Below are 20,336 nucleotides of genomic sequence, written 5' to 3' on the forward strand. Positions count from 1 at the left end.
TCCAGCTTCCGATCAGGCGAAGATGTCTTCGACCGTTTTGCCGCGCTTGGCTGCCACGTTCGACGGAGTGGTCGACTTGACGAGCGCATCAAAGGTGGCACGGACCATGTTGTAGGGGTTCGACGAACCATGGCTCTTGGCCACGATGTCGGTGATGCCCACAACTTCGAAAACAGCGCGCATGGGGCCGCCAGCGATGATGCCGGTACCCTTGGGTGCTGGGTGGAGTTCCACCGAAGCCGCGCCGTGATGGCCCTTCACCGAATGGTGAATGGTGCCGCTCTTGAGCGAAACCTTGACCAGGTTGCGACGGCATTCTTCCATCGCCTTTTGCACAGCAGCAGGCACTTCCTTGGACTTGCCCTTGCCCATGCCGACGCGGCCATCACCGTCGCCAACCACAGTCAGTGCAGCGAAACCGAGAATACGGCCACCCTTCACGACTTTGGTCACGCGGTTGACCGCGATCATTTTTTCGCGCAGACCGTCGTCTTGACCTTCGGTCTGCACTTTGGGTTGAAATTTAGCCATTTTGTATTCCGCTCCGCTTAGAACTGCAGGCCGGCTTCACGGGCTGCGTCGGCCAAAGCCTTGACGCGACCGTGGTAGGCAAAGCCTGAGCGATCAAATGCAACCTTCTCGACGCCAGCTGCCTTTGCTTTTTCAGCAATGCGCTTGCCGATGGCCGTGGCTGCAGCGGCATTGCCACCCTTGCCCGAACCACCGAGTTCCTTGCGCACATCGGCTTCTGCGGTGGAGGCGCTGGCCAACACCTTGCTGCCGTCGCCGGAAATCACGCTGGCATAGATATGGAGGTTCGTACGGTTCACCGTGAGACGGGCCACGCCTTGCTGTGCAATGCGGATGCGGGTCTGACGCGAACGACGAATACGCTGCTCTTTCTTGGTCAACATGTTGCAGCTCCTTATTTCTTCTTGGTCTCTTTGATCGTGACTTTTTCGTCCGCATAGCGGATGCCCTTGCCCTTGTAGGGCTCGGGTGGACGAACAGCACGGATCTCAGCAGCGATTTGACCGACGCGCTGGCGGTCGGCACCCTTGATCACCACTTCCGTGGGAGTCGGGGTAGCCACCGTGATGCCGGCGGGCATTTCGATGTTGACCGGATGCGAGTAGCCGACCGCCAGGTTCAACTTGGAACCGGACGCTGCAGCCTTGTAGCCCACGCCAATCAGGCTGAGCTTCTTTTCAAAGCCCTTGCTGACGCCGACCACCATGTTGTTGACCAACTGGCGAATCGTGCCGCTCATGGCATTCGCTTCGCGGGAGTCATTGGCAGGCTCAAAGCTGAGCTTGCCGTCGTTGCTCGACACCTTCACCAGCACGTTTTGTGCAAGCGACAGGGCGCCGCCAGAACCCTTGACAGAGATCTGGTCATCTTTCACGGACACATCCACGCCAGCGGGGATGGTCACGGGCATTTTTCCTACTCGGGACATTTCAGTGTTCTCCTCAATGCCGCGGGTTAGGCCACATAGCAGAGCACTTCGCCACCGACACCGGTAGCGCGCGCTTTGCGATCAGTCATCACACCCTGGGGTGTCGTGACAATTGCCACACCCAGACCGTTCATGACTTGTGGAATGGAATCACGGCCTTTGTAGACACGCAGACCAGGGCGGCTGACGCGCTCGATGCGCTCAATCACTGGACGGCCTGCGTAGTACTTCAGGGTAATTTCAAGTTCGGACTTGCCGGCTTCGGTCTTGACCTGGAAGCCGTCGATGTAGCCTTCGTCTTGCAGCACCTGGGCGATGGCAATCTTCACTTTGGAAGAAGGCACCAGCACAGTGGCCTTGGAGACCATTTGTGCATTGCGGATGCGGGTCAGCAAGTCAGCGATGGGATCACTCATGCTCATGTTTAATCTCTCCTGCCTGCTTACCAGCTGGCCTTGGTGACACCGGGGATGTCGCCTGCAAAAGCCAGTTCACGGATCTTGGCGCGAGCCAGACCGAATTGACGGAACGTGCCACGTGGGCGGCCGGTGATTTCGCAACGGTTGCGCTGACGCGTAGGATTGGCGTTGCGGGGGAGCTTCTGCAGACCGAGACGGGCTGCATCGCGCTCTTCATCGCTTCGCTTGGCATCGCCAGCGATTGCCTTCAGTTCCGCATACTTGGTTGCGTACTTAGCGGCCAGTTTTTCGCGCTTCAGTTCGCGCTGGATCAAAGCTACTTTAGCCATGCTTCGCCTCAGTTCTTGAACGGGAAACGGAAACCAGCGAGGAGAGCCTTGGCTTCTTCGTCGGACTTGGCCGTCGTGGTGATGCTGATATTGAGACCGCGCAGGGCGTCGACCTTGTCGTACTCAATTTCAGGGAAAATGATCTGTTCCTTGACGCCGATGTTGTAGTTGCCACGGCCGTCAAAAGCACGACCGGAGATACCACGGAAGTCACGGACGCGGGGCAGTGCCACGGTCACGAAACGGTCCAGGAACTCATACATCTGCACGCCACGCAGCGTGACCATGCAACCGATGGCCTGGCCTTCGCGGATCTTGAAACCGGCGATAGCCTTCTTGGCCTTGGTCACCACAGGCTTCTGACCAGCAATCTTGGTCAGGTCAGCCACGGCGTTGTCCATCACCTTCTTGTCCGAGACTGCCTCGCTCACACCCATGTTGAGCGTGATCTTGGTCAGACGAGGAACCTGCATCGGCGAGGTGTAGCCGAACTGCTTGGTCAGTTCGGGAGCGATCTTGTCGCGGTAGATTTCTTGGAGTCGTGCCATGTTTGCCCCTTAGGCCGCCTTGATTTCAGCGCCGCTGGACTTGAACACGCGAACGCGCGAACCGTCAGCTTGCAACTTGATGCCCACGCGATCAGCCTTGCCGGTAGCAGCATTGAAGATGGCCACGTTGGACTGGTGAATTGGCATGGACTTCTCAACGATGCCGCCCGTCGTACCCTTCATGGGGTTTGGCTTGGCGTGCTTCTTGACCATGTTGATGCCGTCGATGACCACATAGGAGTCATCCTTGCGCAGCGACACTGTGCCGCGCTTGCCCTTATCGCGCCCTGTCAGCACGATGACTTCGTCGCCCTTGCGAATCTTGTTCATGGCGCGTCCTTAGAGAACTTCAGGAGCCAGGGACACGATCTTCATGAACTTTTCGGTACGCAGTTCACGCGTCACGGGTCCAAAGATGCGGGTGCCGATAGGCTCCAACTTTGCATTCAGCAACACTGCTGCGTTGCCGTCGAATTTGACGAGCGAGCCATCACCGCGGCGGATGCCCTTAGCGGTACGAACGACCACTGCGCTATAGACCTCGCCTTTTTTGACGCGGCCACGCGGAGCGGCTTCTTTGATGCTCACCTTGATGATGTCGCCAACGCTTGCATAGCGACGCTTCGAGCCACCCAGCACCTTGATGCAAAGGACGGACTTGGCGCCGGTATTGTCGGCAACCTCTAACCGAGATTCTGTCTGGATCATTTCAATATTCCCAACTTGCACCAGAAGACCACGGCCCCAGAGAACTTCTCAAGGGCTGCAGATCAGCCAGTCAGTCTTGGGCCCGTCGTCCGCACCGCAAACCATTTGCAGCACTTCCCGCTGGGCAGAAACTTCACGTAGGAAACGCGAAGCCCTCGATTATTGCAAAGGAAATTAGCGCCGTCAAGCGGTTCATCACGCCGGCGCGTGCAAATACTGCTGCGCAAGCGCCACAAAGGCTTCGAGCCCCGCGTCTGTGCCCAGTTCTTCCTCCAGGATCTGCGCCACAGCGGGCGCCAGCTCGATGGCGCGGCGTGCATCCAGAAACAGGAGCCGCGACCTGCGGGCCAGCACGTCTTCCACTGTCCGCGCGTATTCGAACCGCGCCGCAAAGCGCACCATGGCGGCGCTCAGGCCGTCGCCCAGGTCCACGTCGGCGCCCGGGAGTCCTTGTACGGCCGCCGCATCACTCCCATACGAGTGCAGCCCCTGCGCGTCGCTGATGCGGTGGCGGACGGCCTCTTTCGGCGTCCCCACCAGCGGCAGCCGGTTGGTCACGCCCGCCGGCTTCTCGGCCAACAGCCCGGCAGTGAAGCATTTTTGCAACACATCCTCGGCCATAGCACGGTAAGTCGTCCATTTGCCTCCCGTCACAGTCACCAGACCGGTGCGGCTGGTGAGCACGGTGTGCTCGCGGCTCAAGCTCTTGGTGTTGTCGCCGTCATCGTCCTGGGGCTTCACCAGGGGGCGCAGCCCCACCCAGACGCTCCGAATGTCTTCGAGCTTGGGCGCCCGGGTCAGGTACCGGGCGGATTCTTCCAGGATGAAGCGCACTTCCTCGCGGAAGGGCTCCGGCTCTCGGACGATGTCTTGCCGGGGGCTGTCGGTAGTACCGAGGATCAGCTTGCCAAGCCATGGCACGGCAAACAGCACACGCCCATCGGCCGTCTTGGGCACCATCAAGGCATGGTCGGACGGGAGGAATTCGCGGTCCACCACGATGTGCACACCCTGGCTGGGCGCCACGATGGGCTTGACCGGGCGTCCAATGGCGTCGCCGTCCATCTGGCGCAGGGCGTCCACCCACACACCCGTAGCGTTGACCACAGCGCGGGCCCGCACCGTGAACTGCTGGCCCGACTCCGTGTCTTCGCAGACAAAGCCGGCTACCTTGCCCTCTTCGTGGATCAATGCCCGGGCCGGGCAGTAATTGACCACCAGGGCGCCCAGGCTGGCCGCCGTGCGCGCCAGCGCCAGGGCCAGCCGTGCATCGTCAAACTGGCCGTCCCAGTACTTCACTCCGCCCTTGAGGCCTTCGGTACGCGCCGTGGGCAGGCATGCCAGGGTGCGGTCCCGGCCGAGAAATTCGGTGGCACCCAAACCGGCCTTGCCGGCGAGTGCGTCATACATCTTGAGCCCGATGCCATAGAACGGCGTCTCCCAGAACCGGTACGACGGCATCACAAAAGGCAGCGGCTGCGCCAGATGGGGCGCGTTGTTCAAGAGGGTCGTGCGCTCATGCAGCGCCTCGCGCACCAGCGCGATGTTGCCCTGCGCCAGATAGCGAACGCCTCCGTGCACCAGCTTCGTGGCGCGCGAAGAGGTCCCCTTGGCAAAGTCGTGCGAGTCCACCAGCACCACACTGAACCCCCGCGCTGCCGCGTCCAGCGCTACCCCCAATCCGGTCGCCCCCCCGCCGATCACGGCCAGGTCATATTGATGGGGCTGAGCAAGGCGGGCCAGCAAATCGGCACGCCGGGTAGGGAGGGGAGCAGAGGCAGTGGTCATGGGGCAATTGTCCATGGGTGGGACAAAACTTAAGGGTTTACCCTTAAATTCTTGACACTTCGGGAAGAGCACCCGCACGGCCCGAACGGGACGCGGATGCTCAAAATAAAAAAGGCAGCGGGCGCCTTGTGGGCTCCGGCTGCCGGTCTCGGAATCTGCGCGGCAGAAGGCGCATAGGCTGCAACGCGGGACAAACCGGTCTTGTGCGGCAACTACCGCGATGCCTTCTGACACGCAGCCTCCTGGCCGCAGCAATGCGGCGGCCAGGAGAGCCCGGGATCAGCGGGCCTTGCCGTCCTTCCAGGCCTGCAGCAGCTTGTCGTAGGCGATGGTTTCACCCTTTGGCTTTTCGTTGGCCAGCTTGGCCCATGGAGCCTGCTTGTCCGACAGCCACTTCTTCGGGTCTTCCTTCTTGTTGAGCTTGGGTGCGCAATGGGCCATGCCGGCGCGCTCGAGGCGGGCCATCACCTGGTCCATTTCGTCGGCCAGCGTGTCCATGGCGCCCTGGGGCGTCTTCTCACCCGTCACAGCCTGGGCCACGTTCTTCCACCACAGCTGGGCCAGCTTGGGGTAGTCAGGCACGTTGGTACCGGTAGGCGACCATGCCACGCGGGCGGGGCTGCGGTAGAACTCGACCAGGCCGCCCAGCTTGGGCGCCATGTCGGTCATGGCCTTGGACTGGATGTCGGACTCGCGGATCGGCGTGAGGCCCACCATGGTCTTCTTGAGCGACGTCGTCTTGGCCGTCACGAACTGTGCGTAGAGCCAGGCGGCTGCCGTCTTGTTTGCGTCATGGTCCTTGAAGAAGGTCCATGAGCCCACGTCCTGATAGCCGTTTTGCATGCCCTGCTTCCAGTACGGGCCGTTCGGGCCAGGGGCCATACGCCACTTGGGCGTGCCATCGGCATTCACCACGGGCAGGCCGGGCTTGGTCATGTCAGCCGTGAAGGCCGTGTACCAGAAGATCTGCTGCGCGATCTGGCCCTGAGCAGGCACGGGGCCGGCTTCGCCGAAGGTCATGCCCGTGGCTTCCTTGGGCGCGTACTTCTTCATCCAGTCGACGTACTTGGTCAGCGCATAGACGGCTGCGGGCGAGTTGGTCGCGCCGCCGCGAGACACCGAGGCGCCCACGGGCGTGCACTTGTCGTCGGCCACGCGGATGCCCCACTCGTCAATCGGCAGACCGTTGGGCGCACCGATGTCGGCGGTACCGGCCATGGACAGCCAGGCATCGGTGAAGCGCCAGCCCAGGGATGGATCCTTCTTGCCGTAATCCATGTGGCCATAGATGGCCTTGCCGTCGATGGTCTTCACGTCGTTGGTGAAGAACTCGGCGATGTCTTCGTAGGCGCTCCAGTTGAGCGGCACGCCCAGGTCGTAGCCGTACTTGGCCTTGAACTTGTCCTTGATGTCCTTGCGGTCGAACAGGTCGGCGCGGAACCAGTACAGGTTGGCGAACTGTTGGTCGGGCAGCTGGTACAGCTTGCCGTCCGGCGCCGTGGTGAACTTCGTGCCGATGTAGTCCTTGAGGTCGATGCCAGGGTTGGTCCATTCCTTGCCCGCAGCGCCCATGTAGTCGGTCAGATTCAGGATCTTGCCGTAGCGGTAGTGCGTACCGATCAGGTCCGAGTCCGAGATCCAGCCGTCATAGATCGACTTGCCCGACTGCATCGAGGTCTGCAGCTTCTCGACCACGTCGCCTTCTTGGATCAGGTCGTGCTTGACCTTGATGCCAGTGATTTCCTCGAACGCCTTGGCCAGCGTCTTGGATTCGTATTCGTGCGTGGTGATGGTTTCAGACACCACCGAGATTTCCTTCACGCCCTTGGCTTGCAGCTTCTTGGCAGCTTCGATGAACCACTTCATCTCGGCCATCTGCTGGTCCTTGCTCAGCGTCGAAGGCTGAAACTCGCTGTCGACCCACTTCTTGGCTTCCGCCTCGCCCGCCATGGCGGCCTGGCCCGTCATGACCGCAACTGCCAGTGCCAGCGCTGTGTACCGCGTCTTCATAGTGCCTGTCTCCTCATAGTCATCTCCCCTTTTGGATGCAAGGGCCGCGTGGCTCCGGGGAAGGATCGAGCCGCGCGACGGGAACCTTGTTGGCCGTTCAGCCTTTGCGCATGATCAGCGCGAGCAGCAGCATGGACAGCACGAAGCTGAACCAGATCGACGGGTCTTCGCCCAAGCTGAACCACTGCGCCAGCTTGCCGCTGATGCCCACAAAAATCAGATTCACATACGCGGCCGAGAGCAGGCCGATGAACAGGCGATCGCCGCGCGTGGTTTCCAGCGGCAGGAACCCCTTGCGCATCGTGGTGGGGGACTTGAACTCCCACACCGTCATGCCCACCAGCATCAGCACGATGCATGTGAAGAACACTGCCACCGGCAGGGTCCAGGCCATCCACTCAAACATTTGTACCCCCCTGAGCGCCTGCGGCGCGTCCCCCCGGGGGGACGCAGCTGGTGGCCGGGCGAAGCCCGTTCCACGGCTGCCGCTGGCGTCGGAAGGCCTGCGCACTCTGCAGCGAACTGGTGTAGTTCATGGTTCTGTCTCCCTTCACGCTAGACGCGGCCCATCGCGAAACCCTTCGCGATGTAGTGCCGCACAAACCAGATCACGATGGCGCCCGGCACGATGGTCAGCACGCCGGCGGCGGCCAGCGTCGCCCAGTCCATGCCACTGGCACTCACCGTGCGTGTCATGGTGGCCACGATGGGCTTGGCGTTCACGCTGGTCAGCGTGCGGGCCAGCAGCAGCTCCACCCAGCTGAACATGAAGCAGAAGAACGCCGCCACACCCACACCCGCCTTGATCAGCGGCAGAAACACCGTCATGAAAAACCGCGGAAAGCTGTAGCCGTCGATGTACGCCGTCTCGTCGATCTCGCGCGGGATGCCGCTCATGAAGCCTTCCAGGATCCACACCGCCAGCGGCACGCTGAACAGCAAGTGCGCCAGCGCCACGGCAATGTGCGTGTCCATCAGCCCCACGGTGGTGTAGAGCTGAAAGAACGGCAGCAGGAACACCGCAGGGGGCGTCATGCGGTTGGTCAGCAGCCAGAAGAACACGTGCTTGTCGCCCAGGAAGCTGTAGCGCGAGAACGCATAAGCCGCGGGCAGGGCCACGGTGAGCGTGATCACCATGTTGATGCTCACGTAGATCAGGCTGTTGATGTAGCCCGAGTACCAGGACTCATCGGTGAAGATGGTCTTGTAGTTGTCCCAGGTGAGGTTCTGCGGGAAGAACGAGAACGTCGACAAAATCTCCGCGTTCGTCTTGAAGCTCATGTTGACCATCCAGTAGATGGGCAGCACCGCAAACACCAGGTACGCCAGCAGAAAGATCGTCCGCTTGCGGAATCTGCGCTCAGGCATGGTTGCTCCTGTTTTTATAGCTATGAGCGCTTATCCAATAAGCGCTAGCGGCATTTTTAATGCTCATTCCTGCACCTCGGGCTGCTGGGTGCCCACGCGCTGCATCCAGTTGTAGAGGATGAAGCACAGCAGCAGGATGATGAAGAAATAGATCAGCGAGAACGCCGCCGCCGGCCCCAGGTCGAACTGGCCCACCGCCTTGGTAGTGAGGTACTGGCTGAGGAAGGTGGTCGCATTGCCTGGCCCGCCGCCCGTCAGCACAAACGGCTCGGTGTAGATCATGAAACTGTCCATGAAGCGCAGCAGCACCGCGATCATCAGCACGCCGCGCATCTTGGGCAGCTGGATGTAGCGGAACACCGCGAACTTGCTGGCGCCGTCGATGCGCGCGGCCTGGTAGTACGCGTCCGGGATGGAGCGCAGCCCGGCAAACGCCAGCAGCGCCACCAGCGGGGTCCAGTGCCATACGTCCATCAGCAGCACCGTGAGCCAAGCCTGCGTGGCGTTGCCGGTGTAGCTGTATTCGATGCCGATCTCCTGCAGCATGCGGCCCATGAGCCCGATGTCGGCGCGGCCATAGATCTGCCAGATGGTGCCCACCACGTTCCACGGGATCAGCAGCGACAGGGCCACCACCACCAGCACGGCGGACGACTTCCAGCCCTGCGCGGGCATGGACAGCGCCAGCGCGATGCCGAGCGGAATCTCCACCGCCAGCACCGACAGCGAGAACGTGATCTGCCGCCACAGCGCGGCATGCAGCTCCTCGTCGCGCATCACGGCGGCAAACCATTCGGTGCCGACAAACACGCGCCGCTCAGGCGAGATGATGTCCTGCACCGAGTAGTTCACCACCGTCATCAGCGGCAGGATGGCCGAGAAGGCCACGCAGATGATGACCGGCAGGATCAGGAACCAGGCCTTCTGGTTTACGGGCTTGGTCGTGGTGCTCATTGGAAACCTCCGTGCTGCGCACTGTGGTGCTGAGCGCCTTCGGGCGGCCGGGCGGTGCTCATGGGGTGACCTCCGCGGCCAGCAATTGTTCGTTTTGATAGAAGCAGGTGTGCTCGCCGAGCACCTGCAGCCACACCGCGTCGCCCGCCGAGGGCAAGCGCGTCTCCGGCGTGAAGCGCGCCTTGAGCGTGTGCTCGCCCACCTTGGCGGTCAGCATCAGGTAGGTGCCGATGTCCTGCACCTGCACCACGGTGCAGGGCAAGGCACCGGCCTGCCGGGGCTCGGCCAAGGCCAGGTACTCGGGCCGCACACCGACCTGCAGCGCGCCCTCTGGCAACGCCCGGCCGGATGGCGGCGCCAGACGATGGCCCGCCACCGACAGGTACGCACCGTCGCGCTGGGCGGGCAGGAAGTTCATGCCGGGCGAGCCAATGAAATGGCCCACGAAGGTGTGTGCAGGCCGCTCGAACAATGCATCGGCCGAGCCCACCTGCACCGCCTTGCCGCGCGTCATCACCACCACCTGGTCGGCAAAGGTCAGTGCCTCGACCTGGTCGTGCGTCACGTAGATCAGCGTGAGCTTGAGCTCGTGGTGGATCTGCTTGAGCTTGCGGCGCAGCTGCCACTTGAGGTGCGGGTCGATCACCGTGAGCGGCTCGTCGAACAGCACCGCCGCCACATCGGAGCGCACCAGGCCGCGGCCGAGCGAAATCTTCTGCTTGGCGTCGGCCGCGAGACCGGCGGCGCGCTGGTTGAGCTGGCCGCTCATCTCCAGCATCTCGGCAATCACACCCACACGCTGCTTGATCTGGTCTTCGGGCACCTTGCGGTTGCGCAAGGGGAACGCCAGGTTCTCGGCCACCGTCATGGTGTCGTAGATCACCGGAAACTGGAACACCTGGGCGATGTTGCGCTCCTGCGGGCTGGCCCGCGTCACGTCACGCCCGTCGAACAGCACCTTGCCATGCGAAGGCACGAGCAGGCCCGACATGATGTTGAGCATGGTCGTCTTGCCGCAGCCCGAGGGACCGAGCAGCGCGTAGGCGCCACCGTCCTCGAACTCCATCTTGAGCGGCATCAAAGCGTAGTCGCTGTCCTGCTGCGGATTCGGCTTGTACGAATGCGCGAGATCCAAACTGATGCGGGCCATCTCAACGCCCTCCTTGTACGGCGCGGTGTCGCGCGGGCGCCCAAACCAGGCGGCCGTCGGCGCCGAACACGTAGGCCTGCGACGGGTCCAGATGCAGCGTGATGGCCGCCCCCAATTCAAAGTAATGCACGCCGGTCAACTGGGCGACCAGGTCGCCCCATGGCGTGGATGCGTGCACGAAGGTGTCGGACCCCGAAATCTCGGCCAGCTCCACCGTGCCGCTCACGCTCACGTCGCCGGGACGTGCGTGGACGCGCAGCGCACTGGCGCGCACGCCCACGGTGACGCCACCCGCCGCCGCACCCTGGGGCAGCGGGACCGACAGCACCGTGCCACCCGGAAGCTGCACACCCTGCGCGACCACCGTGGCGGGCAGCAGATTCATCGGCGGATCGCTAAAGGCTCGCGCCACGCGCAGCGAGTTGGGCGCGTGGAACACCTCGGCCGTGGGGCCGTACTGCAGCAGTTGCCCTTCGTCGAGCACCGCGGTGTAACCGCCCAGCAGCAGGGCCTCGCCTGGCTCGGTGGTGGCATAGACCACCGTGGACTGCCCTGCGGCGAACAGTTGCGTGAGTTCTTCGCGCAGCTCTTCACGCAGCTTGTAGTCCAGGTTCACCAGGGGTTCATCGAGCAGCATCAGCGGCGCGCCCTTGGCCAACGCACGGGCCAGCGCCACGCGCTGCTGTTGCCCGCCCGACAGCTCGGCCGGATAGCGGTCCAGGAACATGTCGATGTGCAGGCGGCTGGCGATTTCGCGCACCCGGGCATCGATGTTCTTTTCGCCGCGCAGCTTGAGCGGCGACGCGATGTTGGCCGCGACCTTCATCGAGGGGTAGTTGATGAACTGCTGGTACACCATGGCCACGTTGCGGTCGCGCACCGGCATGCCGGTCACATTCACCCCGTCGACGGTCACGCGGCCTGCCGTGGGGGTGTCCAGCCCGGCCATGATGCGCATCAGGCTGGTCTTGCCCGCCTGCGTGGCACCCAGCAGCACCGTGACGGCGCCGCTGTGCAGCGCCAGGCTCATGTCATGAAGCCAGGTCTGCGGTCCTACCTTTTTGCTGATGCTGTCCAGTGCCAGCTGCATCACGCAACCTTTCTAGTAGACCCCTCCCGGGGCCGTATGGGTCTGGCGCCGGCTGCGCACGCAGTCCAGCACCTCGTTTTCGATTGCGTTCATTTTTGTTCTTTTCTGATCGTATTGAATCAAGGTTTACCCTTAATGAGTTCCTTTTTGTTCGATTTAAAGTATCCGCACCCCATAGACAATTAATACGCGTGAATACGAATCCTCGACAACTGCTGCTGCTGGAAGAAGTCCGCGCGCGCAAATCCGCCACGGTGGAGCAACTGGCCGACACCCTGGGTGTGACGCTGCAGACGGTGCGCCGCGACGTGCAGCGCCTGGCGGAGTCCGGGCTGCTCACGCGCTTTCATGGCGGCGTGCGCGTGCCCAGCTCCACCGTCGAGAACCTGGCCCACACCCAGCGCGAAACGCTGCATGCCGAGGGCAAAGCGCGCATAGCCCGCGCCGTGGCGAGCCAGGTGCCCAACGACTGTTCGCTGATCTTGAACATCGGCACCACCACCGAAGCCATTGCCAAGGCCTTGCTGCACCACCGCGGCCTGCGCGTGATCACCAACAACCTCAACGTGGCCGCCATCCTGAGCGGCAACCCCGAGTGCGAAGTCATCGTCGCCGGCGGCGTGGTGCGCACGCGCGACCGCGGCATCGTGGGCGAGGCGGCGGTGGACTTCATCCGCCAGTTCAAGGTCGACATCGCGCTCATCGGCATCTCCGGCGTGGAGCCCGACGGTTCGCTGCGCGACTTCGACTACCGCGAGGTGAAGGTCGCGCAAACCATCATCGAACAGTCGCGCGAGGTCTGGCTGGCGGCCGACCACAGCAAGTTCAACCGCCCGGCGATGGTGCAGCTGGCCACGCTGGCGCAGATCGACCGCCTGTTCACTGACGCGCCGCCGCCGGAGCCGTTTCCTGCACTGCTGCAGGATGCAGAGGTGATCTGCACCGTCGCAGCATGAGGAGGAACACCCCCTGAGTCGCCTGCGGCGCCTTCCCCCTCAAGGGGGACGACGCCCTCGCTGCGGGGCGGCCCTTGCTCGGCGTCCACTGGCCTGGGCCGCGCGCGAACCGACCGCCGCGGACACTACACGGATTCACGATTTTTGGAGATCCCGCCACCATGACCTACCTGCTCGCACTCGACCAAGGCACTTCCAGCTCCCGCAGCATCGTCTTTGACGAGCAGGGCCACATCGTGGCGCAGGCGCAGCTGGAGCTGCCGCAAATCTACCCCCAGCCCGGCTGGGTGGAGCACGACCCGCTGGAGATCTGGCGCACCCAGTTGGCTACGGCGCGCGATGCGTTGGCCAAGGCCGGCATTGCGGCCAGCGCCGTGCGCGCCGTGGGCATCACCAACCAGCGCGAGACCACGGTGCTGTGGAACCGCAAGACCGGCCAGCCGGTGCACCACGCCATCGTCTGGCAGGACCGGCGCGCCGAACCCGCCTGCGCCCAGCTGCGCAGCCAGGGCCACGCGGCCACCATCCAGGCCAAGACGGGGCTGCTGGTGGACGCGTATTTCTCGGGCACCAAGCTGCAGTGGCTGCTGGACCACGTGCCCGGCGCCCGCGACGCGGCCGAGCGCGGCGAGCTGGCCTTTGGCACGGTGGACAGCTGGCTGATGTGGAAGCTCACCCACGGACAGGTGCATGTGACGGACGTGAGCAACGCCTCGCGCACCATGCTGTTCAACGTGCACACCAACCAGTGGGACGATGAGCTGCTGGCGCTGCTGCGCATCCCCAGATCGCTGATGCCCGAGGTACAGCCATCGAGCTCGCACTTTTGCGACATCGCCGCCGACCTGCTGGGCCACGCCGCGCCTGTGGGCGGTGTGGCAGGCGACCAGCAAAGCGCGCTGTTCGGCCAGGCCTGTTTTACCGCCGGCATGGCCAAGAACACCTATGGCACGGGCTGCTTCATGCTGATGCACACGGGCAGCAAGTTCCAGACATCGCACAACGGCCTGCTCACCACCAGCGCGGCGCAGACCGGGACAACGCCCGAGTTCGCCATGGAGGGCAGCGTCTTCGTCGGCGGTGCCGTGGTGCAGTGGCTGCGCGACGGCCTGCGCGCCATCTCGACCAGCAGCGAGGTCGAATCGCTGGCGCAAAGCGTGCCGGATTCGGGCGGCGTGATGATGGTGCCGGCCTTCACTGGGCTTGGCGCCCCGTACTGGAAACCCGACTCGCGCGGCACGATCACCGGCCTCACGCGCGGCACCACGCTGGGCCACATTGCCCGCGCGGCGCTGGAGAGCATTGCCTACCAAAGCGCCGCCCTGCTTTTGGCCATGAGCCGCGACGCCGTGGCCGCGGGCGGCGCGCCGGTGAGCGAACTGCGCGTGGACGGCGGCGCGTGCATCAACGATTTGCTGATGCAGTTCCAGGCCGACCTGCTGGGCATCCCCGTGGTGCGCCCGGCCGTGATCGAGACCACGGCGCTGGGGGCGGCGTACCTGGCGGGGTTGTCCAGCGGGGTGTACCGCAGCACGGATGAGCTGTCGCAACTGTGGCGTGCCGACCGGCGGTTTGTGCCCACACTGAGCAACACGCGGGCGCAGGAGCTGATGGCGAATTGGGAACACGCGGTGCGGCAGACCACGGCTGAATAGAGTCCATCCCCCTGAGGCGCTGCGCGCCTCGGCACCGTCGCCAGAGGCGGCGGCTCTTCGGGCACGTCCAAGCCTGCGCAAGCAGGCTCGGAGCCGCGGCCCTCAGCCCCTTCTCTCGAATGGCTGCGCCATTCGGGAAGGGGGACGCAGCCCTCGCTGCGGGGCGGCCCTTGCTTGGCTGCCCTGGCCCTGAGGCAGCGCCGGGTGCCATCGTGGTGGCGATGCGGGCGCTGAAAGGTGCGGAGCTTCTCCAACCCGCACCAGCGGCGGGATTGGCAATGCATGCTCCCCGCTCCGGTGTTCGACTTCGCACCCCAGCCTGGGAACACATCCATGCTGGCAATCCAACGCGGATACCATCACATTCCTGCTTTGACCCATCCATTGCCTGCACCATGAGCCAGACCGCCGCCTCCCCCAGCCTTCCCCCCATCGCCTTCATCGGCGGCGGCAACATGGCCAGCGCCATCATTGGCGGGCTGATCCACCAGGGCCATCCGGCCGGCCAGATCGAGGTGGTCGAGCCCTGGGCCGAGGCGCGCGAAGCGCTGCGCAAGAACTACGGCATCGACGCCCAGCCCGAGGCCAGCCCTGCCCTGCAGCGCGCGCGCATCGTGGTCTGGGCCGTCAAGCCCCAGACCTTCAAGGATGCAGCCGCCCAGGCCAAGGCGCACACGGCAGATGCCCTGCACCTGAGCGTCGCCGCCGGCATCCGCTCGGACAGCATCGCCCAGTGGCTGGGCACCGAGCGCATCGTGCGCACCATGCCCAACACGCCGGCGCTGGTGGGCAAAGGCATGAGCGCGCTGTACGCCCGCCCCGCGGTGGGCGCAGCCGAGCGCACGCAGGTCGAAGCCATCATGGAGTCCACCGGCGAGTTCCTGTGGGTGGAGTCTGAAAAGCAGCTTGATGCCGTCACCGCTCTGTCGGGTTCGGGCCCGGCCTACGTGTTCTATTTCCTCGAAGCCATGACGCGCGCGGGTGTTGGCATGGGACTGAGCGAAGCGCAGGCGCACCAGTTGGCCGTGGGCACATTTGTCGGCGCGTCCGAACTGGCGCGCCGCTCGGACGAGCCGCCCGCCGTGCTGCGCCAGCGCGTCACGTCCAAGGGCGGCACGACCTACGCGGCGCTGCAGTCCATGGAAGCCGCCGGCATGGGCGCCAGCTTTGAAGCCGCGCTGCGCGCCGCCGAGCAGCGCGCGCATGAATTGGGCGATGAATTCGGCGCCTGACGCCCAGAATAGGGCTCTTTTTGGCCTCTAGCGCTTATCTGATAAACGCCAATAGCTATCAATTGAGTAGCAAACCGCGCAACAGGTAGCTGCCGGCAATCCCCGCAAACACCGTGGCCCCGAGCCAGTGGTTGACGCGGAAGGCCACAAAGCAGCCTTCGCGCGTGCGGTGGCGAATCAGCGTGAAGTGCCACAGCACCTGAGCCAGCGCAACGGCAATTGCTACATAAAAAGTAGCGCCTAAGGCATATGGATAAAGCGCCAGAGCCCAAATAGACAAAAAAAGCAGGTAGAACGCCACGATGGCCGGCACATCCCAGCGGCCCAGGGTGATGGCCGAGGTCTTGATGCCGATCTTGAGGTCGTCGTCGCGGTCGACCATGGCGTATTCGGTGTCGTAGGCCAGCACCCAGAACAGGTTGCCCAGCCACATCCACCCCGCCACGGCAGGCACGCTGCCCTGCACGGCGGCAAATGCGATCACGATGCCGAAGTTGAAGGCGATGCCCAGCACCGCCTGGGGCATGGAGATGATGCGCTTTGTGAAGGGGTAGGCAATGGCGACCAGCAGCGCGGGCACCGACCAGGCAATGGCTGCCGCGTTGGTGGTGAACACCAGGCCGAACGCCAGCAGCGCCAGCACGGCGCCCAGACCCAGGGCCTCCTTCACAGATACGGCGCCAGTAGTGACCGGGCGCTGCGCGGTGCGCTTGACGTGTTTGTCAAAGTCGCGGTCGGCGACGTCATTTACGCAGCAGCCGGCGCTGCGCATGAGGAAGGTGCCCAGCACGAACACCGCCAGCAGGTGCCAGCCCGGGAAGCCGTCCGCCGCGATCCACAAGGCAGAGAGCGTGGGCCACAGGCACACCAGCCAGCCCGCGGGGCGGTCCCAGCGGATGAGGTCAAGGTACAGGGCGAAGCGGCTGCGCGGTGGGGCGGTGGACATGCGAGGCAGGGGCAAAAAATCAAGGCGAATCGCCCACTGACGCCGTGGGCGCACCGAATGTAGCAGCCACCCGGTGGTCGCCAATCCTGAGGGTGCCAATGGCCGCAGCAAAACCAGTAAAGTGCGCGGTTGCCTACACCACCGACCTGCTCCGCATGACCCGCTTTTCAAGCCCCCAGGCCGCCTCCCGTTTCGCCATTCCCCGCACGCTGATGGCGGGCTTCATCCTGGCGGCCCTGGCGACCCTGGTCATCGCCCTCGTGAACTTCCGTTCGGCCGAAACGCGCACCGACGCCGTGCGCGCCATGGACCGCACCACGCTGGCCATGCGCCAGCTCAATCTGTTCACCTTGGCGATCCGGGACGCAGAGACGGGCCAGCGGGGCTATCTGCTGACAGGCGACCTGAGCTATCTCAAGCCCTTTGACGCTGCCGTCACCTCGTTGCACAAACACCTGACGGACCTCAAGACCAGCGCCGCAGACTATGCGGTTCACAAGCAGCTGGTGGATCAACTTGAGGAACTGACCCAGCAAAAACTGCGCGAACTCAGTGAAACCATTGCCCTGCGCAAGTCGGGCGATGGGGTGGGCGCGATGACCCTGGTGCAAAGCGGCGCCGGCCAGGAGCTCATGGAACGGATCCGCGAGGTGACCGAAACCCTGCGCACCCAGCAAAACCTGCAGCTGGAGACGCGGCGCCAACTGTGGGTGAACGCGGCAAGCAACTCCAACATGTACTCGGGGGCGGGGTCGTTGGTGCTTCTGATCCTGATCTGCATCTCGGCCAGCATCACGGCGCGGGAGTACCGCGCGAAATCCATCCAGTCGTGGATCTCGGCAGGGCTCACCGGCCTGAGCCAGCGCATCCAGGGCGGCCACCGGCTCGAAGACATCGGCCAGCTTGCCCTGGAATACCTCGCCGGCTACCTCCGGGCCCAGGTCGGCGCGGGGTATGTGGCGCAAGACACCGCAGGCTTCACCCTGTTTGGCGGCTACGCGCTGCCGCGCGAGCGCCTGGCAGCCACCTTGCTCAGCGATGAAGGCCTGGTGGGCCAGGCCGCACGGTCGCGCCAACTGATGCACGTGCGCGACGTGCCGGCCGGCTACCTGCCGGTGTCGTCGGCCACGGGCCAGGCCAGCGCCGCAGAGCTGCTGGTGGCGCCCGCGGTGGAGCATGGGCAGGTCTATGCCGTGATCGAGCTGGGGTTCAACCGCCCGGTCACCGATGCGGAACGCACCCTGATGGAGCGCTCCTCCGAGATGCTGGCCGTGGCCATCCGCTCGGGCATCGACCGCAACCGCCTGCAGAACCTGCTGGAAGAAACCCAGCGCCAGTCCGAAGAGCTGCAAACGCAGCAGGAGGAACTGCGGGTCAGCAACGAGGAGCTGGAGCAGCAAAGCCGGATTCTTCAGGAATCGCAGGCGCAGATGGAGGTTGCGCAAACCGAGCTGGAGCAGACCAACGCGCACCTGGAGCAGCAGACCCAGCAGCTGGAGTACCAGCGCGAGCAGCTGCTGCGCGCCCAGAGCGCGATGACCGACAAGGCCCAGGAGCTGGAGCAGGCCAGCCAGTACAAGAGCGAGTTCCTTGCCAACATGAGCCACGAGCTGCGCACCCCGCTCAATTCCACGCTCATCCTGGCCAAGCTGCTGGCGGACAACAAGCCCGGCAACCTCAGCACCGAACAGGTGAAGTACGCGCAGACCATCTACGCCGCGGGCAACGACCTGCTGGCACTGATCAACGACATCCTGGACCTGTCCAAGATCGAGGCGGGGCAGGCCACGCTGTCGGTCGAGCCCGTCAACATTGCCCGTGCCCTGAACGGGCTGATCGACCCACTGCGGCCCCTGGCACAAGAAAAGCGCCTGACCCTCCACGCCACCCTGGCGCCGGATCTGCCTGCAGAGATGGCCACGGACCCGCTGCGGCTGGGCCAGGTGCTCAAGAACCTGCTGTCCAACGCGCTCAAGTTCACCGAGAAGGGTTCGGTTGAACTGCATGTGTCCCGCAACCCGGACGACACCCTGTCGTTTGCGGTGAAAGACACCGGCATTGGCATCCCTGCACACCAGCAGGATCTGATTTTTGAAGCCTTTCGCCAGGCCGATGGCAGCACCCACCGCAAATACGGCGGCACGGGGCTGGGCCTGTCGATCTCGCGCGATCTGGCGCAGTTGCTGGGGGGCACATTGTCGGTGCGCAGCACTCCGGGCGAAGGCAGCGTCTTCACGCTGGTGCTGCCGCAGCAGCTGGACGCGCAGGCGTCGGCAGCGACCGCCACGGTGACGACCATGACGGGCATCGCAGCGGCGCACGCCGCTGGGCCAACAGCGCCCACAGCCCCACCAGGCCCAACCGGCAGCCCAAACGCAGCGCACACGCCGTCTGCATCCCTGTCTGCTGGCGCGTCGCGGGCCACCGATCTGGCGGGCGCGACGCCCTCGGGCGCCGCCCCGGTGCGCCCTGAAGGTGTGTCGGGGCCCTCCCCGGTCCGCGCCGGAGCACGCAGCATCCTGGTGATCGAGGACGATGAGCGGTTTGCCCACATCCTGCGCGATCTGGCCAAGGAGATGGACTTCGAGTGCCACCTGGCGCACAACGCGGCCGACGGACTGGCGTTTGCCGCGCAGAGCCTGCCCAGCGCCATCGTGCTGGACGTGAACCTGCCGGATTTCTCGGGGCTCGGGGTGCTGGACCAGCTCAAGCGCAACCCGGCCACGCGGCACATCCCTGTGCATGTGGTGTCAGTGGCCGACTATTCGCAGGAAGCCATGGGGCGCGGCGCGGTCGGCTACGCGCTCAAGCCCGTCAAGCGGGACGAGCTGGTGCAGGCCTTGCACCGGCTGGAGGCCAAGTTCACGCAGAACCTGCGCCGCGTGCTGGTGGTGGAAGACGACGAGCGCCAGCGCGAGAGCGTGCGCGACCTGCTGCGCCGCGACGACGTGGAAATCGTCTGCGCCGGCACGGCCAGCGCCGCCCTCCACCACCTGCGCGGCTCGACGTTCGACTGCATGGTGATGGACCTGAACCTGCCCGACCTCACCGGCTTCGAGCTGCTCGAGCAGATGACGGACCAGGACGGCGTGTCCTTCCCGCCCATCATCGTGTACACCGGCCGGGCGCTGTCGCGCGACGAAGAGCAGCAGCTGCGGCGCTTTTCCAAATCGATCATCGTCAAGGACGCCCGCTCGCCGGAGAGGCTGCTCGACGAAGTCACTCTGTTTCTGCACCAGGTTGAATCGGAACTCTCGGTTGAACACCGGCAGATGCTGCAGCTGGCGCGCAACCGCGAAACCGCGCTGGAAGGGCGCACGGTGCTGGTGGTCGAGGACGATGTGCGCAATGTGTTCGCGCTCTCCAGCATCCTGGAGCCCACCGGCATCCGGCTGCAAATTGCCCGCAACGGGCGTGAAGCGCTCGAGGCGCTGGAGCGCGCAGACAGCACCGGCCCCGCGGTCGACCTGGTTCTGATGGACATCATGATGCCGGAGATGGACGGCTACACCGCCATGCGCGAGATCCGCACCCGCCCCGCCTGGCGCCGCCTGCCCATCATTGCGCTGACGGCCAAGGCCATGAAGGACGACCAGGAAAAGTGCCTGGCCGCGGGCGCCAACGACTACATTGCCAAGCCCCTGGACGTGGAAAAGCTCCTGTCGCTGGTGCGCGTATGGATGCCGAAATAGGCCGCCACTGCGCACAACGCCCCCTTCGGCCC

Annotated in this window: 20 protein-coding genes; 4 read left to right on the forward strand and 16 right to left on the reverse strand. The window is 64.3% G+C overall.

Translation table 11 applies throughout. The features are described 5' to 3' along the window. Nucleotides 1–12 precede the first annotated feature (12 nt). From rpsE to ACSQ3Q_RS22290, 15 genes are all read right to left on the reverse strand, one after another. A complete protein-coding gene (gene rpsE, locus ACSQ3Q_RS22220) occupies nucleotides 13–531 on the reverse strand; it encodes a 30S ribosomal protein S5 (protein ID WP_436136483.1) in 519 nt (172 codons plus the stop codon). Nucleotides 532–548: 17 nt separating this feature from the next. After that, entirely contained in the window at nucleotides 549–914 is a 366-nt protein-coding gene (gene rplR / locus ACSQ3Q_RS22225; RefSeq protein ID WP_436136484.1) for a 50S ribosomal protein L18, read from the reverse strand. Between the two features lie 11 nt (nucleotides 915–925). After that, complete coding sequence (rplF, locus tag ACSQ3Q_RS22230) at nucleotides 926–1,459, reverse strand: 50S ribosomal protein L6 (RefSeq protein WP_436136485.1); 534 nt, start codon at nucleotides 1,457–1,459, stop codon at nucleotides 926–928. A 26-nt stretch (nucleotides 1,460–1,485) separates the two neighbouring features. After that, entirely contained in the window at nucleotides 1,486–1,881 is a 396-nt protein-coding gene (gene rpsH, locus ACSQ3Q_RS22235) for a 30S ribosomal protein S8 (protein ID WP_436136486.1), read from the reverse strand. A gap of 20 nt (nucleotides 1,882–1,901) precedes the next feature. Next, nucleotides 1,902–2,207 (reverse strand): 30S ribosomal protein S14, encoded by a 306-nt coding sequence (gene rpsN, locus ACSQ3Q_RS22240; RefSeq protein ID WP_007861712.1) that lies wholly within the window; start codon nucleotides 2,205–2,207, stop codon nucleotides 1,902–1,904. Between the two features lie 8 nt (nucleotides 2,208–2,215). Beyond that, nucleotides 2,216–2,755 carry a 50S ribosomal protein L5 gene (rplE, locus tag ACSQ3Q_RS22245; RefSeq protein ID WP_005793632.1) on the reverse strand — a complete coding sequence of 180 codons (540 nt, stop codon included), beginning with the start codon at nucleotides 2,753–2,755 and terminating at the stop codon, nucleotides 2,216–2,218. Nucleotides 2,756–2,764: 9 nt separating this feature from the next. Then, nucleotides 2,765–3,085 (reverse strand): 50S ribosomal protein L24, encoded by a 321-nt coding sequence (rplX, locus tag ACSQ3Q_RS22250; RefSeq protein ID WP_436136487.1) that lies wholly within the window; start codon nucleotides 3,083–3,085, stop codon nucleotides 2,765–2,767. Nucleotides 3,086–3,094: 9 nt separating this feature from the next. Beyond that, entirely contained in the window at nucleotides 3,095–3,463 is a 369-nt protein-coding gene (gene rplN, locus ACSQ3Q_RS22255) for a 50S ribosomal protein L14 (RefSeq protein WP_007861702.1), read from the reverse strand. Nucleotides 3,464–3,658: 195 nt separating this feature from the next. Next, nucleotides 3,659–5,251, reverse strand: a complete 1,593-nt coding sequence (locus ACSQ3Q_RS22260; protein WP_436136488.1) for a glycerol-3-phosphate dehydrogenase/oxidase — start codon at nucleotides 5,249–5,251, stop codon at nucleotides 3,659–3,661. A gap of 279 nt (nucleotides 5,252–5,530) precedes the next feature. Beyond that, the gene (locus ACSQ3Q_RS22265; RefSeq protein WP_436136489.1) at nucleotides 5,531–7,261 is read right to left on the reverse strand and encodes an ABC transporter substrate-binding protein; all 1,731 of its coding nucleotides are present in this window, start codon (nucleotides 7,259–7,261) and stop codon (nucleotides 5,531–5,533) included. A gap of 97 nt (nucleotides 7,262–7,358) precedes the next feature. Further along, nucleotides 7,359–7,667 carry a DUF2160 domain-containing protein gene (locus tag ACSQ3Q_RS22270; protein WP_436136490.1) on the reverse strand — a complete coding sequence of 103 codons (309 nt, stop codon included), beginning with the start codon at nucleotides 7,665–7,667 and terminating at the stop codon, nucleotides 7,359–7,361. 149 nt (nucleotides 7,668–7,816) lie between these two features. After that, entirely contained in the window at nucleotides 7,817–8,629 is an 813-nt protein-coding gene (locus ACSQ3Q_RS22275) for a carbohydrate ABC transporter permease (protein WP_436136491.1), read from the reverse strand. Nucleotides 8,630–8,692: 63 nt separating this feature from the next. Further along, nucleotides 8,693–9,583: a carbohydrate ABC transporter permease gene (locus ACSQ3Q_RS22280; RefSeq protein ID WP_010466344.1), complete on the reverse strand. Its 891-nt coding sequence runs from the start codon at nucleotides 9,581–9,583 to the stop codon at nucleotides 8,693–8,695. Nucleotides 9,584–9,641: 58 nt separating this feature from the next. Then, a complete protein-coding gene (locus ACSQ3Q_RS22285; protein ID WP_436136492.1) occupies nucleotides 9,642–10,733 on the reverse strand; it encodes an ABC transporter ATP-binding protein in 1,092 nt (363 codons plus the stop codon). A gap of 1 nt (nucleotide 10,734) precedes the next feature. After that, nucleotides 10,735–11,823, reverse strand: a complete 1,089-nt coding sequence (locus tag ACSQ3Q_RS22290) for an ABC transporter ATP-binding protein (protein WP_436136493.1) — start codon at nucleotides 11,821–11,823, stop codon at nucleotides 10,735–10,737. Between the two features lie 191 nt (nucleotides 11,824–12,014). On the opposite strand from ACSQ3Q_RS22290, the gene ACSQ3Q_RS22295 reads away from it, so the two are divergent. The 3 genes from ACSQ3Q_RS22295 to proC all read left to right on the forward strand — a co-directional run bounded on the left by ACSQ3Q_RS22295 (nucleotide 12,015) and on the right by proC (nucleotide 15,666). Further along, the gene (locus ACSQ3Q_RS22295) at nucleotides 12,015–12,779 is read left to right on the forward strand and encodes a DeoR/GlpR family DNA-binding transcription regulator (RefSeq protein ID WP_010466350.1); all 765 of its coding nucleotides are present in this window, start codon (nucleotides 12,015–12,017) and stop codon (nucleotides 12,777–12,779) included. 161 nt (nucleotides 12,780–12,940) lie between these two features. Beyond that, the gene (gene glpK / locus ACSQ3Q_RS22300) at nucleotides 12,941–14,434 is read left to right on the forward strand and encodes a glycerol kinase GlpK (RefSeq protein ID WP_436136494.1); all 1,494 of its coding nucleotides are present in this window, start codon (nucleotides 12,941–12,943) and stop codon (nucleotides 14,432–14,434) included. A 395-nt stretch (nucleotides 14,435–14,829) separates the two neighbouring features. Next, nucleotides 14,830–15,666: a pyrroline-5-carboxylate reductase gene (proC, locus tag ACSQ3Q_RS22305; RefSeq protein WP_436136495.1), complete on the forward strand. Its 837-nt coding sequence runs from the start codon at nucleotides 14,830–14,832 to the stop codon at nucleotides 15,664–15,666. Nucleotides 15,667–15,724: 58 nt separating this feature from the next. Here the strand turns inward: proC and ubiA are convergent, their stop codons facing one another. Further along, on the reverse strand, nucleotides 15,725–16,612 hold the full coding sequence (ubiA, locus tag ACSQ3Q_RS22310) for a 4-hydroxybenzoate octaprenyltransferase (RefSeq protein ID WP_436136496.1): 888 nt from the start codon (nucleotides 16,610–16,612) through the stop codon (nucleotides 15,725–15,727). A gap of 155 nt (nucleotides 16,613–16,767) precedes the next feature. On the opposite strand from ubiA, the gene ACSQ3Q_RS22315 reads away from it, so the two are divergent. Continuing rightward, nucleotides 16,768–20,304, forward strand: a complete 3,537-nt coding sequence (locus ACSQ3Q_RS22315; RefSeq protein WP_436136497.1) for a response regulator — start codon at nucleotides 16,768–16,770, stop codon at nucleotides 20,302–20,304. Nucleotides 20,305–20,336 lie beyond the last annotated feature (32 nt).

The sequence above is a fragment of the Acidovorax sp. LjRoot129 genome (assembly GCF_964253765.1).
Lineage (GTDB): Bacteria > Pseudomonadota > Gammaproteobacteria > Burkholderiales > Burkholderiaceae_C > Acidovorax.